A 15,098-nucleotide genomic window follows, 5' to 3' on the forward strand; every position below is an offset into this window, starting at 1 on the left:
CCGCTCACCGCCCGATCAGGGCCAGGCCGGACCTGATCAGCCCGGCGAGCTCCTCCACGTGCTCGGTGGAGGGGTCGACCAGCGGCGGCCGTACCCCGCCGACATCCAGGCCGCGGTGCCGTACCCCGGCCTTGACCAGCGAGACCGGGTAACCGGGAACCCGGTCGCGGAGCCGGACCAGGGGGGCGTAGAACTCCCTGATCAGCCGCTCGTCGCCGCCCAGATAGGCGGTGGCGATCTCGGGGGCGAAGCAGAAGACCGCGCTGGAGTACAGCTCCACCCCGATGCCGCGGTAGGCCGGCATGGTCAGCTCGGCCGTCGGCAGGCCGTTGAAGAACAGGAAGCCGGGCCGTTCCTCCCGCACCGCCAGCACCGTCCGCTGCATGCGGTCGATGTCGCCGACGCCGTCCTTGATCCCGATCACACCGGGGATCCGGGACAGCTCGACCGCCTGCTCGGGGGCCAGTACCACCGAGCCGCGCTGGTAGATGATCGTGGGCAGCACCCCGGCGACCGCCGAGACGTACGCCGAGTAGCCCTCGCGGGTACCGTTCACCAGGTAGGGCGGCATGAGCAGCAGCCCGTCGGCGCCCGCGTCCCTGGCCGCCCTGGCCTGGGCGAGCGCGGTGCCGATCGGCCCCCCGGCTCCCGCCAGCACCGGCACCCGGCCGTTCACGGTCTCGGCCGCGACCCGCACCGCCTCGGCGTGCTCCGCCTCCGACAGTGCGGAGAACTCGCCGGTTCCGCAGGCCACGAAGACCCCGCCGGGACCGTGCTCCAGCCCGCGCCGCACATGCTCGGCCAGCACGTCACCGGCCATCGAGCCGTCGGCGCGGAACGGGGTGACGGGAAAGAACAGCACTCCGCTGAGGTTCATCACAGGGCTCCAATCTCGGTGCGCCAGCTCCGCTTCGCCTGCCAGCCGAGCAGTCGCCCGGCCTTCGCCGAGGAGAAGGCAGGCGTCGAGCCGGTCAGTTTCTCCGCCGGTCCCGCGGTCGCGGGGTTGACGCGGGGGAGGAGTTCGGCCAGCGGTTCGCGGGCCAGCGCGTCGGCCGCGCCCGCGAAGAACACCTCGCCGCTCGGCAGTTCGGGCAGTTTGTCCAGCAGAGTCAGCACCATGTCGGAGGCGTCACGGGCGTCGATGTAGTTGAACAGCGACGTCCCCGCGATCTCCGGCCGGTCCAGCCGCTCGGCGATCGTGTGCCCCGACTGGGTGGGCGCGCCCGCCCACTCCTCCGGGGCGACGACGAAGCAGGGCCGCACGGCCGCGAACCTCGCCTTCGAACTGCGCGCGAATGTGGCCATCACCTGCTCGGCGACCAGCTTGGACAGGCTGTAGGCGTTCCACGGCGCGACCGGATGGTCCTCGTCGATCGGCAGGTAGGAGGGGACCCAGCGGTCCGTGCCGTACCCGATGACCGTTGGGCTGCTGGCGACCACGATCCGCTCGACCCCGATCGCGGCGGCCGTCTCGCAGACGTTGAACGCCAGCTGGGTGTTGACCCGGTAGGTGAAGGCGTCGGTCCTGCTGAACGGGGTGGCGATCGCGGCCAGGTGCACCACGGCGTCCGGCCGGAACCTGGCCATCACCTCGAAGGACTCACCCAGGTCCGTCAGGTCGGCGGGGAGTACCGTGGCGGCCGCCGAGGGGGTGCCCGGCGCGGTGTCCACGCCGATCACCTCGTGCCCGGCGTCGGCCAGCGCGGTGACCACGCTCCGGCCCAGCCGCCCGGCGCTCCCGGTGACGAGAGTTCGTGTCATTGGTCGCTCACCGTTCCTTAGTCGACAGGGGATTCGCCGTCAGGGGACTCAACCCTTCACCGCCCCGGCGGACATGCCCTGTACCAGGTAGCGCTGGATCACCGCGAAGACCAGCACCACCGGTACGGCGGCGACGACGCCGCCCGCGGCCAGGGCGCCGAAGTCCACGCTGAACTCGCCCAGGGTGTACGCGAGGCCGACGGGCACCGTGAACTTCTCCTGCTCGCTGACGAACATCAGCGCGAACAGGAAGTTGTTCCAGCTGTGGATGAAGGCGAACGAGCCGACCGCGACCAGGGCGGGGCGCAGCAGCGGCAGCACCACGGCGAAGAAGCCGCGCAGCCGGCCGCAGCCGTCCACCCAGGCGGCCTGCTCCAGCTCCACCGGGACGTTCCTGATGAAGCCGCTGATCAGGATGAGGGAGAGCGGCAGCTGGAAGACCGTCTCGGCGATCACCAGGCTCCACAGCGAGTTGACCAGGCCGAGGACCCGGAAGATCTCGAAGAGCGGGATCAGCATCATCGCGCCGGGGATGAACTGGGTGCAGAGCATCCCGACCATGAACAGCTTCCGGCCGCGGAACTCGTACCTGGCCAGGGCGTAGCCGCCGGCCAGTGCGACCACGGTCGTCATGACCAGGGAGGCGACGCCCACCATCAGGCTGTTCTTGAAGAAGACCGCGAAGCTCAGGTCGTTCCAGACCGTCGCGAAGTTGTCGAACGTGATCGGCCAGGGCAGCAGCGAGGTCGATCCCCTGGGCCGGAACGCGAAGACCAGCATCCAGTAGAAGGGGACCAGCGTGAACAGCAGGTAGAGCCCGAGGGGGATCCAGATCTCCCACCGGCCGACCTTCCCCTTCTCCTTGCGGCCGGTACGCGGCGCGAGCGCGGACGGGGCCAGGCGCGGCCGTTCGGCCGTCTGGAGTGTCATGACTTCGCTCCGAACTTGCTCAGCCGCAGGTAGGCGATCGAGAAGAAGGTCAGGATCAGGAAGGCGGCGGTGGTCAGCGCCGAGCCGTACCCGAAGTCGTGGGACTGCACGGCCTTGGCCGCCACGTACAGCGGCAGTGTGGTGGTCGCGTGCGCCGGGCCGCCGCCGGTGAGCGTGTAGAGCAGGTCGACGTTGTTGAACTCCCACACGCAGCGCAGCAGCGTGGACAGGATGATCGCGTCCTTGAGGTGTGGCAGCGTGATGTGGGCGAACCGCCGCACCCGAGAGGCGCCGTCCACCGAGGCCGCCTCGTAGAGCTCTTTGGAGATGCTCTGCAGGTCGGCCAGGAGCAGGATCGCGAAGAACGGCACTCCGCGCCAGAGTTCGGCGAGCACGGCCGCCCAGAAGACGGTGTCGGGGCCTGCCAGCGGCGCGGCGCCGTACTGCATGAGGCCGAGGTCGGCGAGGTAGCGGGAGACGCCGGTCGTCGGGTTGTAGAGCAGGATCCAGATGCCGGTGGTCAGCACCCCGGAGACCGCCCACGGGGAGAACACGGTCGCCCGGGCCAGGCCGCGGCCGACGAAGGTCTCGTTCACGATCAGCGCCAGGACCAGCCCGAACACCAGTTGCAGGAACACCTCGACGCCGACCCACTTGAGGCTGAAGCCGAGGCTCTGCCAGAACAGCGGGTCCTCGAACAGCAGCCTGCGGAAGTTGTCGAGGCCGGCGAAGCCGTTGTCCCAGGGTTTGGTGACGTTGTAGGTCTGCAGGCTGTAGTAGATGACGCTGGCCATCGGGTAGACGAGGAAGCCGAGCATCGCGATCACCGCGGGGGCGATCAGCAGGTAGGGGGTCCTGGCCGCGCGGCCCAGGCGGCGGCGTATCCGGGGATTCGCCGTGGTGATTGCCATCGCCGGCAACTCCTTCCGAGTCGGCGTCAGGGGCTGCAACCGGTTGCATGAAACATGGCGGACATATCCCGGCAACGTCAAGGGCCCAATTTTGTAAACCACCGCTTATCTGCGGATTTTTCGTTATTTGCAACTTTCATAGCCCCGTACACTCTGCTGCGGGGCCCGATTCCGGTCCGGTTCCGGCGTTGACAGTTACGCAACCGCTTGCACTAATGTGCTCAGGGGTCGATGAAGGGCCATGACGGAGGAGCACGGTGGCAGCGACGATCAGAGACGTGGCGCGGGCGTCGGGAGTGCACGTCTCGACGGTGTCCCGCACTTTCTCGGCGCCGCACCTGGTGAACGCCGAGACCCGCAACCGCGTGCTCGCCGTCGCCGAGGACCTCGGCTACCGGCCCAACCGCGCCGCGCGGGCACTCACCACCGGCAGGACCCACAACATCGGCCTCATCGTCGCAGATATCTCCAACCCGTTCTTCCCGCCGCTGATCAAGGCCGCCCAGGCGCATGCCAGGGCCCGCGACTACCACGTGTTCGTCGCCGACACCGATGAGGACCCGCAGGTCGAGGAGGAGCTGATCCAGACCCTCGCCAAGCAGGTGGACGGGGTCCTGCTCTGCAGCCCGCGGCTCTCCAACCGGGTCATAGAGCGCCTCCACGCCGAGGTGCCGTTCGTGGTGGTCAACCGGAGGGTGAAGGGCATGCCGACGATACTGATGGACGTGGGCCAGGGCGCCCGCCTCGCCATCGAGCACCTGACCGGGCTCGGCCACCGCAGGATCGCCCTGCTGTCCGGGCCGAGCGGCTCGTGGACCAGCGGTGAGATGCGTGCCGCGGCGACCGCGATGGACGGCGTCGAGCTGGTGATCCTCGGCCCGAACGCGCCCACCGAGCGGGGCGGCCTCGCCGTCGCCGAGGAGGTGGTCGCCTCGGGCGTGACCGGCGTGCTCGCCTACAACGACCTGGTGGCCATCGGGCTCATCGAGGGGCTGTACGAACGGGGCGTGCGCGTCCCCGATGACATCAGCGTGGTCGGCGTCGACGACATAGTGGCCGGGCGGCTGAATCGGCCCAAGCTGACCAGCGTGGCCATGCCCACGGCCGCCGCCGGGCGGATGGCGGTGGACCTGCTGCTGCAGTCCTTCGACGAGGGCGCCACCCCCACCCTGGCGACTCTCGACACCCACCTGGTCGTCCGCGAATCCACAGACCGTGCCGCGCTTTTCCCCCGGGGCTGAGGCCCCAGGTCTCCACGCTGGAGGTTTTTGATGAACTTCGGAATCACCCCGACGGGGGAGCATGTCGAGCGGCACGTGCTGTCGAACGGGCCGATGCGCGCCTCGATCCTCAGCTACGGGGCGATCCTGCAGTCGCTGGAGGTCCACGGCGTCGACGTGGTCCTCGGCTACACCGGTCTCGACGACTACCTGACGCGCAGCCGCTATTTCGGCGCCGTGGTCGGCCGGTACGGAAACCGCATCGCGAACGGGCGTTTCACCCTCGACGGCCGTGACCACGAGCTGCCGGTCAACAACGCCCCCAACAGCCTGCACGGCGGCCCCGGCGGCTTCTCCAACCGGGTGTGGCGGGTGAGGGAGGTCTCCACCTCGGCCATCACGCTGGAATATGTCAGCCTCGACGGCGAGGAGGGTTATCCGGGCATGCTGACCGCCTCGCTCACCTACACGCTGACCGAGGACGCGCTAAGACTGGACTACCACGCGTTCACCGACGCGCCGACGGTGCTGAACCTGACCAACCACTCCTACTTCAACCTCGCCGGGGGCGGCGACATCCTCAAGCACGTGATCCGGATCGACGCCGACCACTATCTCCCCGTCGACTCCACCAAGATTCCGACCGGTGAGCCGGCCCCGGTGGCGGGCACCCCGTTCGACTTCACGACCCCGTGGGAGATCGGCGACAGGATCGACGATCCGCTGCTGGGGGGCGGCTACGACCACTGCTACGTGCTGCGCGGCGGCATCGAGGTCGGCGAACCGGTCAGCGGGCGGGTCATGGAGGTCTCCACCACCGAGCCCGGTGTGCAGTTCTACTCCGGCAACATGCTGGACGGCATCGCCACCGCGTACGGCAGGCACGCCGGCCTCTGCCTGGAGACCCAGCACTTCCCCGACTCGCCCAACCAGGACCACTTCCCCTCCACGGTCCTGCGCCCCGGCGAGGAGTTCACCTCCACCACGACCTACCGCTTCCGCCGAGTCTCCTCTCCCGCCACTCAGGCCTTCGCCGCGGCGCTCTCACCGGTGAACGCGGCCACGGCGCCCAGGCCGAGGTAGACCAGGCCGCTGGTGACGTCGAGGCGGCGGCGGGCGCGGGCCGAGCGGCGCAGGCGACCGGCCATGGCCGAGGAGAGCAGGGCGTAGACACCGTCACTGGCCACGCCGAGGGCGATCCAGATCAGGCCGAGGAGCACGATCTGCGGGGCGATCGGGCCGGCGGCCGGATCGGTGAAATGAGGGAGGAAGGCGAGGAAGAAGATCGCGGTCTTCGGGTTGAGCACGTTGACCACGAAGCCCTCCCAGAAGATCCTGCTTCTCGTCGCGACCGGCGGCTCGGCCACCCCGTCCGGGTCGGGACGGGTCATCAGCTTGCGGACGCCCAGCCAGACCAGGTAGGCCGCGCCCAGGTACTTGACCACCGCGAACGCGGTCGCCGAGGCGGCCAGCAGGGCGCTGATGCCCAGGGCCGCGGCGGCCACATGAACCAGGGAACCGAGGTGGATCCCCAGCACCGACACCAGCCCGGCGCTCCGGCCCTGGGCGACACTGCGGGTCACGATATAGAGCACCGCGGGCCCCGGTACGAGCAGCAGGGCGAGGGTAGCCGCCACAAAGAGGGCGATCATTGTCAGATCGGGCATGTCGGGATCCTAGGCTCGCCCGATGCCCGGTGGCCAACGGGTTTCCGCCGGGTGCCGATGCCGCGGAGCCAGGCCCCGCCAGACCGATGTCCCTACGGGCGGGTCACCGAGGTCAGGGCGGCGAGCAGGGCGGCGGTGGCCGGCGGGTCGGGGGGCTCGCCGTAGGTGGCGGCGTAGACGCGGCGGGTCGAGCCGGGCAGTTCGATCACGGTGACCCCCGGATTCCGGTGGGCCTGCAGGGCGAGGCTCGGCAGGGCGGTCACCCCGATCCCGGCGGCGACCAAGGCCTGGACCGCGACGGCGTCGTCGGTGGTGAAGGCGATCTCCGGCTCGAAGCCCGCCCTGGCGCACAGTTCCAGCAGGTGGCTGCGGCACCGGTCGCAGCCACCGATCCACCGGGAGTCGCGGTGCGAGGCCAGATCGCCACTGCCGTCGCTCTGGCCGGAGGTGACCAGGTAGCTGGTGTCATCCAGCAGGTGCAGCAGGCGGATCCCGTCATCCTCGGGGTCGGTGCCTTCGAAGCGGAAGATGACCGCCACGTCCACGTAGCCCGCCCGGAGCATGCGCAGCGCGTCAGGAGGCTCGGTCTCGGTCAGTCGCAGCTCCAGGCCGGGGTGCTCCCTGGCGAGGGCGGCGGCGGCCTGTGGCACGAACGTGCCCAGGGCGGAGGGGAAGGCGGCCAGCCTGACCCGCCCGGCGCGCAGGCCCACGTGCGCCGACAACTCGGCGGCCGCGGAGTCGAGGCGGCCGATGATCTCGGTGGCCCGCTCGGCCAGCAGACGGCCCGCCTCGGTCAGCCGGATGCCCCGGCCGACCCGCTGGATCAGCTTGGCCCCGGTCTCGGCTTCGAGCTTCGCGAGGTGGTGGCTGACCGAGGGCTGGGAGTAGTGCAGTTCCCTGGCCGCCGCGGTCACCGAGCCGTGCCGGGCCACCGTGGCGAGGACACGAAGTCGCACGATATCAAGCATGTATTAACTTTATCGATGAATGAACAGGAAAATGGGCATTAGACGTTATGTATCCCCCCGGCGCATCCTGGGGCCATGAAGACGTTGACGCGCACCCGTCCGGGCCTGGCCGAGATCGTCGAGGGGGTCAGGGCACTCGTCGATCCGTCCGCCGCCCCCCGGGCGACCGCCTTCGCGGTGGCCGACCTGCTGCGTGAACGGCTGCCGTCCCCCGAGATCCTCACCGAGGAGGAGCGCCTCGGCGACCCCGACGGCTACATCGGCCACACCCTCCACGCCGAGGAGAGTTTCTCGATCGTGGCCGTGGTCTGGCGGCCCGGTCAGCGGACCGCGATCCACGACCACATCGCCTGGTGCGTGTTCGGCGTGCTGCGGGGTGTCGAGTACGAGACCCTCTACCGCGACCACGGCGACCACCTGACCGAGATCGGCAGGACCGCCAACCAGACCGGAGAGGTCAGCGGTTTCGCCCCGCCCGGCGACATCCACCGCGTCCACAACACGGGGGACGAGACGGCCATCTCACTGCACATCTACGGGGCCGACCTCAGCGCCGCCCCCACCAGTGTGCGGCGCGTCTACGACCTGCCCGTTCGCTGAACCACGCCGGGAGCAGGTCCGCGATCGTGCCCTTGCCGAGCGGGTCGTATGTTCGTCGCGCGTGTCCGTTCCCCACCCCGTCCCACCGAGTGCGCCCCTTCGAGGGGCATGCCGGTGGCGCGGGGAACTCGGTCCCTCAAGGGCCGGGCGGAGCGCAAGGCCTACTTCCCGATCTCGGGCTTCCTGTCGGTGTTCAGGCTTTCCCTGATGGCCTCCAGGCGGGCCGCACCCTCGACGTCGATGGCGGCGCGCTCGACCTCGATCATGCGGGCCTCGACGGAGCCTGAGGTCAGCTCGGCCTCGCCGAGTGCGCGGGCGTAGCGCTTTTCGATCTTGTCGCGGACCTGGTCCAGGGTGGGCGTCTCACCGGCGGGGGTGAGCCCGGACAGATCGCCCATGGCCTTGTTGAGCTCCTCCTGGACCTTGGCCTGGTCAAGCTGGGAGAGCAGCCGCATCCGCTCGGCGATCTTCTTCTGCAGGGCCATCGCGTTGCTCTCGACCGCGGCGCGCGCCTGGGCGGAGAACTGCCTGGCCCGCTCGTACGTCAGCTGCGACTCCTGCTGCGCGGCCTCGGCCGCCACCAGGCGGGAGGCGAAGGCACGGGCCGAGTCCTCGTACGACAGGGCCTTGCGCTCGTCGCCCGCGGACCGGGCCTGTTCGGCCAGCAGGAGGGCCTGGCGGGCGTTGGCCTGGAGCTTCCCGGTCTCCTCCATCGAGCGGGCGAGCTTCATCTCCATCTCGCGCTCGTTGCCGATGACCGCGGCGGCCTGCTGGCTCAGCCGCTGGTGCTGCTCCTTGGCCTCGGCGATGGCCTGCTCGATCTGGACGCGGGGGTCGGACAGCTCGTCCAGCCGTCCGGAGAGGGCGAAGACCAGGTAGCGCCAAGCCCTACGGATGACCTTGAACATGGGGGGCTCCTTATCGATCCAGCGCGTCGCGGGTGATCTGCTCGGTTTCGTGGAGGCCCTGGCGGACTCCTTCGAGGGCGTCGGCGAGCTCGTCCAGCACCCGGGTCGGCTCCAGCCGGCCGTTCGCCGACACCGCCGACAGCTCCACCACGCGGGCGAGGAGCTCCTCGATGCTGATGGCGCTCGACTCCATCCGGGCGAGCACCTGCTCGCGGGCCGAGGTGAGCCGGTCGACCACGGCCCGCTGGGAGGCCAGCGAGGCGAGGGCCCGGTCGAGGTCCGCGACCAGGTCCTTCCTGGCCTCCGCGCGGGCTCGGGTCAGCCGGGCCTGCTCGTGGCCGAGCTTGTCGAGGTCGAACCTGGCCAGCGCGGTGCCGGTGAGCGAGGCCTGCTCGGCCAGCCGCTCCAGGGTGGCCGTCGAGTCGTCCACCTGGGGGCGCATCAGCGCGATCCGCTCGGCCAGCGGGCCCTGCCCCATCGAGGCGCTCAGCTCGGCGAAGCCGTAGGCGGCGGATCCCGCCCGTCTCAGCCAGTACTCCTCCTGACTGCCGGAGGTGACGGCGGGCCGGTCGCGGCTCCCGCGCTCCGGTAACGCCGAGATCCCGGCCTTGGCCAGCCAGACGACGACGCCGACGAACCCGGCGGCGACCGGATGCACGCTGACGGCCCACGCGGCGCCGCCGGCGGTCGCGGCCAGCAGCAGGCCCCATGGGTCCTTGAGTTCGTCGACGAAGCGTGCCATCAGAAGTTGGATACCACTGCGGTGAACACCTGGTCGATACTTCCAGGTTTGCGAGAGTCATACGCGGCGGCGCTGGTCGCCTCGGAGATCTCGCGCAGCACGTCGAGGTCGGCGTCCTGGCCGTAGGCGATGGTGAACATCCGTACCGTCTCCTGGCCGGGTTCGGTGCGCAGTTCAGGCAGCAGGTTCTCCAGGGAGAGGCTGTCGGGGTCCTCGTTCTTGCCGTCGGTCAGGAAGACCACCGCGTTGATCGCGTCACCGTTCCGCAGCTTCCGTACCTGCTGGTGGGCGGCGAGGGCGGTGTCGTACAGGCCGGTGCCGCCGTCGGGGGTCAGGCCCTCAAGCCTGGCGCGCAGCTTCTTGCGCTGGGCGTCGTCGACGGCGGAGAGCGAGGCCAGCTCCAGGTGGTCCTTGTCGCCGTCACGCCTGGTGGAGAACATCCACAGCCCGACCCTGTCGTGCGAGGCGAACTGGGGCAGCGCGTTGATCGCAGCCTGCTTGGCCAGGTCGAGCTTGCTCTTTCCGGTGCCGGGCACGGTGGCGCCCATCGAGCCGGAGACGTCGATGACCATGAGGACGTTCGCGGGCTTGCGCAGGTCGGCCCAGCTGGTGAGCACCTTGTCGAGCACGTTCGGCGCGGGCGGGCTGAGGGTCGTCTTCGGCTCGGCGGGCAGCAGCCCGTTCGCCTGGGTGATCAGTTTGCCCGCCTTGCCGTCGTAGGAGCGGAAGGCGAACTCGGCGAACCGCGCCTGCTGCTCGGGGGCCTGCAGGTGCGTCAGGAAGTCGGCCGCCACCGCCCGCTTGGCGTCGTCGACCCACGAGGCGGTCAGCACCGCGTACGGGTTGTCGGAGTAGAGCGTGCCCTCCTTGGGGTAGATCGCCACCAGCGGCACCTTGGGCTTGGCGTGCTTGCCCAGCGTCGCGGGGTCACCGGTCGGGTTGCCCTGGTTGTAGTCCCAGACCGACTTCTCCTCCACCGCCACCGCGGAGATGTAGCTCAGGCCCGCGCCCGCGTCGTCGGCCCGCTGGAGGTTGGACAGGAACGTCAGCGTCGTGTCGCCGTAGTGCACGATCGAACGCTCCACGTCCCGTACGAAGTCCCTGGTCCTGGCGTCGGCCACGTTCTTCTCCGACAGGTCGCCGGACAGGCCGGTCGCCGCGAAGTAGGCGCCGACCGTGGCGTTCAGGCCGCTGGTGGAGAAGTTGGGGTTGGTCTTGCCCAGCTTGAACCGGCCCCACTCGGGGTGACCGTACTTCGCCCACGACCCGGCCGACACGGCGAGCAGGTCCGACCAGCCGAGCTTCTTGTCCGGCCAGCCCAGCGCCTGGGCCATCGGCATGGGCATCGCCACGACCAGGGGCGTCTTGGCGATCGACGGGTTCTCGGCGGCGACCAGGGAGCCGGCGTCCTTTCCCGCGACGCGCTGCTGGAGCAGGGTGACCCAGCCGCTGCTGGCGGGGGACCACACGTCGGGGCGGGGGCCGTCCTGCCGCTCGTCCCAGCCCCTGGCCAGGGCCTGCAACGCGCCACCGCTCGCCTTGGTCTCGATGACGACGTCGGCGCAGCGCCCTTCCACGGTCCTGCCGCTGTAGCCGGAGGCGATCTTCCTGAGCAGCTCGGCCTTCTCCGACGAGGCGGCGACGGTCAGGGTGACGCCGTCGTCGCACGCCTTGGGCCGCTCGCCGGCCTCCGACGTGCCCGATCCTCCGGGTTCGTTCGCACCGACGAAGATCCTCAGGGCGACGATCAGAGCTCCGGCGAGAATGATCGCGACGATGAACGGGGCGAAGTTCCTACGCCGTCGCTGCGGCTGCTGGTACAACCCTGCCTCCTGGGGGATGTCGGTACTTGTCCGACGAATGAACCGCCTTCGGAGTTCTCCACGGTCAAAAGTCTTCGTTCTCCACCCTCAGAGGTCTCCACGCCCGGAGGTCTCCATCCTCAGAGGTCTCCACGCTCAGAGGTCTTCGAGACCGGAAGTCGTAGCGGTCAGAAGTTGGAGATCACGCTGGTGAAGACCTGGTCGATGGTGTCCGCCCGGGACGAGTCGTAGGCGGCCCCGTCGGTGGCCTCGGCGATCCGCTTGAGCACCCCCTGGTCCGCGCCCTCGCCGTATCCGATGGTGAACAGCCGCACCTCCGGGTTGAGCCTGCCGAGCAGGTTGTCCAGATCACTGCCGCCGTTCTTCTCGTTCTTGCCGTCGGTGAGGAAGACCACCGCGTTGATCGCCCCCTCGTCCTTGGCGCCGCGCATCCGTTCGACGGCCGCCAGCGTGGTGTCGTACAGCCCGGTTCCACCCCCGGCGCTCAGCCTGTTCAACTGGTCGCGGAGAGCGCCACCGATCCTTGACACCCTGTCGATCGGGACCAGTTCCAGATAGTCCTTCTCGCCGTCCTGCGCGGTGGAGAAGGCCCACAGGCCGACCTTGTCATCCCCCCGGAACTGGGGCAGCGCGTTGATCGCCGCCTTCTTGGCCAGTTCCAGGCGGGTCTCGCCGGTGCCGGACGCCTCCTCCTCCATCGAGCCGGACTTGTCCACCACGATCAGCACGTTGGCCCTCTTGCGCAGCTCCGACCAGCTCTGCAGGACCTTGTCCAGGACGACAGGGGTGGGTGGGCTCAGCGTGGTGATCTTGGCGTCGGGGATGACGCCGTTCTGCTCGGTGGCCTGCGGGCCAGGCTTTCCCTCGAAGGAGCGGTAGCCGTACGCCTGGAACCTCGCCTGTGCCTCGGGGCTGTGCAGGTAGCTCAAAAAGTCGTCGGCGACCGCCTTCTTGGCCGCGTCCATCCAGGTCAGCGGCACGTAGGGGTGGTCGGAGTAGAGCGTGCCCTCCTTGGGGTTGACCGCTACCAGCGGGGTGCGCGGCGGGGCGTGCCGGCCCAGGGTGGCCGGGTTGCCCGAGGGGTTGCCCCGGTTGTAGTCGGTGACCGAGTTCTCCTCGATGGTGATCGCGGAGATGTAGGCCATCGACTCGCCCCGGTCGTCCGCGCGCAGCAGGTTGCCCAGGAACGTCATGGAGATGTCGCCGTAGTGCACGATCGACTGCTCCACCCCCTGGACGAAGCGCCGGGTCTTCGGGTCGGCCACGTCACGGGCCGTCAGGTCCGAGGTGGTGCCGGTGGCGGCGAAGTAGGCGCCGATGGTGGCGTTCAGGCCGCTGGTGGAGAAGTTGGGGTTGGTCTTGCCCAGCTTGAACCGGCCCCACTCGGGGTGGCCGTACTTCGCCCACCCCCGCGGGGCGGCCGCCAGCTCGGCCAGCTCTGACCAGCCGATCGCCCTGCCGGGCCAGCCCAGCGCCTGGGCCATCGGCTTGGGCATCGCGAAGACCAGGGGCGCGGTGACGATCGGGCTCGGTCTGCCGTCGGCGACGGGTACGGTGCCGTCGGTGTTGGAGGCCTGCTGGCGCAGCAGCGTCACCCACGCCGACGCGGCGGGGGACCAGACGTCCGGCCGGCTGCCGTCGGTCTTCTCGTCCCACCCCTTGGCCAGCGCCCGCATCGCGGTACCGGAGTTGGCCTCGTCGATGACCACGTCGGCGCAGCGCCCGGCCACGGTACGGCCGCTGTAGTCCTTCGCGACCTCTCGCAGGATCCAGATCTTGTCCTGCGAGGACGCCACCCTGATCTGCGTCGACTCCCCGGAACAGGCGCTGGGCCCGTTCGGCTCGTCCTCCGGGCCACCGCTGAAGTACCAGCGCAGCCCGGCGATCAGAGCGATGGCGAGCACCACGGCGAGCAGGTACGGCAGGACACGCCGGCGGGGTCTTGCGGGGGAGTAGACCACGAGTTGATCGTACGACCAATGGCGATTTTTCGCCGGACGGTATCGCCCCGGATCCCGAGGTGGTCGCCCGGCCGCTGTCGCGCCGGCGGGGAAAGCCCCGGCGGGAAAAAGGCCCGGCACGCACCTCTTGGTGTCGTGCCGGGGTCTTCGGGCGATCAGGTCGTCGCGGAGCCGTACTCCTGGAGGAAGAGCGCCTCGGCGGTGGCGGTGCGGCGGAGTTCCTCAATGTTCACCCGCTCGTTGGGGGCGTGGATCGCCGCGTCGTCGTCCTCGGCGCCGAAGAGCAGGATCGCGGCGGCGGGGAACTGCCTGGCGAAGGTGGAGACGAGCGGGATCGAGCCACCGGCGCCGACGTCGCGCGGCGGACGGCCGAAGGCGCGTTCCATCGCCCGGTTCAGTGCGGAGCGGGCCGCGCCACCGGTGTCGGCGAGGTAGCCGGAGCCCATGGTGTAGTCGCCGACGTCCACCTGGACGCCCCAGGGCGCGACCTGCCGCAGGAAGTCGACGACCGCCTCGATCGTTGTCTTCGGGTCGCCGGCCGGGGGCACCCGTACCGTCACCCGGGCCCTGGCGACAGCCTGGACCGCGTTGACGGCGCCGGAGACCGGCGGCACGTCCAGGCCGGTGACCGTGATCGCGTACGAGGCCCACAGGCGGTCGGCCAGTGAGCCCGAGCCGATGGTGGAGACGCCGTCGAGCACGCCCGCGGTGGACCGGAAGTCCTCCTCCGACGGGCCGGAGCCGAGGAAGCTGCCGCGCGGCAGGCCGGGGACGCGGATGTCGCCGTGGTCGTCGTGCAGGGTGGCGAGCATCCGGATCAGCGCCGCGAGGGCATCCGGGGCGGCGCCGCCGAACGAGCCGCTGTGCAACGACTCCTTGAGGGTGCGCACCTCGATGGTGAAGGCGCCCATGCCGCGCAGCGAGGTCGTCACCGACGGATCGCCCACCCGGGGGTTACCGGTGTCGGCGACCACGATCGCGTCGGCGCGGAACAGTTCGGGGTTGCGCTCGACGAAGGACTCCAGGCGCTCGCCGGCGTACTCCTCCTGGCCCTCGATGATGACCTTGACGCCGACCGGGAAGCGGCCCTGGAAGGTGCGGAGCGCCGCGACATGGGAGATGACCCCCGACTTGTCATCGGCCGCGCCGCGACCGTGGATCGCGCCGTCGATCTCCGTCGGCTCGAAGGGCGGGGTGCGCCAGAGCGCGAGGTCACCCGTGGGCTGCACGTCGTAGTGCGCGTACAACAGGACGGTCGGCGCGCCGGGCGGAGCGGGGGCCTCGGCGTAGACGGCGGGGAAGCTCCCCTCGACGGGGATCTGCCGGACGCGGGGCAGGCCGGTGCTCCGCAGTAGTTCCTCGGTCAGCGCGGCGGCCGCGTGCACAGGCTCCTCCGGGTGGCCGGGGAAGGCCACGGAGGGGATGGCGACGAGCCTCTTGAGGTCCGCGATCGCCTGGGGCAGACCGGCGGTGACGGCGTTCTCGATCTCGTCAGGAGTCACGACTTTCCCTCGCATCTGAATATCTGGTCCGTCCTATTGGATCACAGCCGCCGGTGCGGAGGCACTCGCACGTGGCGTCGGCTTACCAGGGTTCCGCCAAGTGGA

General features: G+C 69.9%; 14 protein-coding genes. 3 read left to right on the top strand and 11 right to left on the bottom strand.

Going from position 1 to position 15,098, the window contains the following annotated elements; genetic code table 11:
- Positions 1 to 4: 4 nt before the first annotated feature.
- From ACQP0P_RS09865 to ACQP0P_RS09880, 4 genes are read right to left on the bottom strand one after another with little or no spacing between them, the layout of a single operon-like run.
- Positions 5 to 877: a 5-dehydro-4-deoxyglucarate dehydratase gene (locus tag ACQP0P_RS09865; RefSeq protein ID WP_433373849.1), complete on the bottom strand. Its 873-nt coding sequence runs from the start codon at positions 875 to 877 to the stop codon at positions 5 to 7.
- Positions 877 to 1,761, bottom strand: coding sequence for an NAD-dependent epimerase/dehydratase family protein (locus tag ACQP0P_RS09870; RefSeq protein ID WP_433373851.1), 885 nt, complete (start codon positions 1,759 to 1,761; stop codon positions 877 to 879). Before ACQP0P_RS09870 ends, ACQP0P_RS09865 begins: the two co-directional genes overlap by 1 nt.
- Positions 1,762 to 1,809: 48 nt before the next feature.
- Positions 1,810 to 2,691, bottom strand: coding sequence for a carbohydrate ABC transporter permease (locus ACQP0P_RS09875; RefSeq protein WP_433373854.1), 882 nt, complete (start codon positions 2,689 to 2,691; stop codon positions 1,810 to 1,812).
- Entirely contained in the window at positions 2,688 to 3,602 is a 915-nt protein-coding gene (locus tag ACQP0P_RS09880; protein ID WP_433373857.1) for a carbohydrate ABC transporter permease, read from the bottom strand. The genes ACQP0P_RS09875 and ACQP0P_RS09880 overlap by 4 nt, the downstream gene beginning before the upstream one ends.
- 257 nt (positions 3,603 to 3,859) lie before the next feature.
- Between ACQP0P_RS09880 and ACQP0P_RS09885 the strand changes: the two genes are divergently transcribed.
- The gene (locus ACQP0P_RS09885; RefSeq protein WP_433373859.1) at positions 3,860 to 4,843 is read left to right on the top strand and encodes a LacI family DNA-binding transcriptional regulator; all 984 of its coding nucleotides are present in this window, start codon (positions 3,860 to 3,862) and stop codon (positions 4,841 to 4,843) included.
- A gap of 30 nt (positions 4,844 to 4,873) precedes the next feature.
- A complete protein-coding gene (locus ACQP0P_RS09890; protein WP_433373862.1) occupies positions 4,874 to 5,905 on the top strand; it encodes an aldose epimerase family protein in 1,032 nt (343 codons plus the stop codon).
- On the opposite strand, the gene ACQP0P_RS09895 is transcribed toward ACQP0P_RS09890, so the two are convergent.
- The gene (locus ACQP0P_RS09895) at positions 5,845 to 6,489 is read right to left on the bottom strand and encodes a LysE family translocator (protein ID WP_433373865.1); all 645 of its coding nucleotides are present in this window, start codon (positions 6,487 to 6,489) and stop codon (positions 5,845 to 5,847) included. The two genes, ACQP0P_RS09890 and ACQP0P_RS09895, sit on opposite strands and share 61 nt — an antisense overlap.
- A gap of 92 nt (positions 6,490 to 6,581) precedes the next feature.
- Positions 6,582 to 7,457: a LysR family transcriptional regulator gene (locus tag ACQP0P_RS09900; RefSeq protein WP_433373867.1), complete on the bottom strand. Its 876-nt coding sequence runs from the start codon at positions 7,455 to 7,457 to the stop codon at positions 6,582 to 6,584.
- A gap of 75 nt (positions 7,458 to 7,532) precedes the next feature.
- On the opposite strand from ACQP0P_RS09900, the gene ACQP0P_RS09905 reads away from it, so the two are divergent.
- Positions 7,533 to 8,057 (top strand): cysteine dioxygenase, encoded by a 525-nt coding sequence (locus tag ACQP0P_RS09905; RefSeq protein WP_433373869.1) that lies wholly within the window; start codon positions 7,533 to 7,535, stop codon positions 8,055 to 8,057.
- A 161-nt stretch (positions 8,058 to 8,218) separates the two neighbouring features.
- Here the strand turns inward: ACQP0P_RS09905 and ACQP0P_RS09910 are convergent, their stop codons facing one another.
- The 5 genes from ACQP0P_RS09910 to ACQP0P_RS09930 form a co-directional block, all read right to left on the bottom strand.
- Positions 8,219 to 8,965 (bottom strand): PspA/IM30 family protein, encoded by a 747-nt coding sequence (locus ACQP0P_RS09910; RefSeq protein ID WP_433373872.1) that lies wholly within the window; start codon positions 8,963 to 8,965, stop codon positions 8,219 to 8,221.
- A 10-nt stretch (positions 8,966 to 8,975) separates the two neighbouring features.
- Positions 8,976 to 9,707: a hypothetical protein gene (locus ACQP0P_RS09915; protein ID WP_433373874.1), complete on the bottom strand. Its 732-nt coding sequence runs from the start codon at positions 9,705 to 9,707 to the stop codon at positions 8,976 to 8,978.
- The gene (locus ACQP0P_RS09920; protein ID WP_433373877.1) at positions 9,707 to 11,530 is read right to left on the bottom strand and encodes a substrate-binding and VWA domain-containing protein; all 1,824 of its coding nucleotides are present in this window, start codon (positions 11,528 to 11,530) and stop codon (positions 9,707 to 9,709) included. Before ACQP0P_RS09920 ends, ACQP0P_RS09915 begins: the two co-directional genes overlap by 1 nt.
- 167 nt (positions 11,531 to 11,697) lie before the next feature.
- Positions 11,698 to 13,491 carry a substrate-binding domain-containing protein gene (locus tag ACQP0P_RS09925; protein WP_433373880.1) on the bottom strand — a complete coding sequence of 598 codons (1,794 nt, stop codon included), beginning with the start codon at positions 13,489 to 13,491 and terminating at the stop codon, positions 11,698 to 11,700.
- 155 nt (positions 13,492 to 13,646) lie between these two features.
- A complete protein-coding gene (locus ACQP0P_RS09930; protein ID WP_433373883.1) occupies positions 13,647 to 14,993 on the bottom strand; it encodes a M20/M25/M40 family metallo-hydrolase in 1,347 nt (448 codons plus the stop codon).
- Between the last annotated feature and the right edge of the window lie 105 nt (positions 14,994 to 15,098).

Source organism: Streptosporangium sp. CA-115845 (assembly GCF_050943795.1).
In the GTDB taxonomy this organism is placed as follows: Bacteria; Actinomycetota; Actinomycetes; order Streptosporangiales; family Streptosporangiaceae; genus Streptosporangium.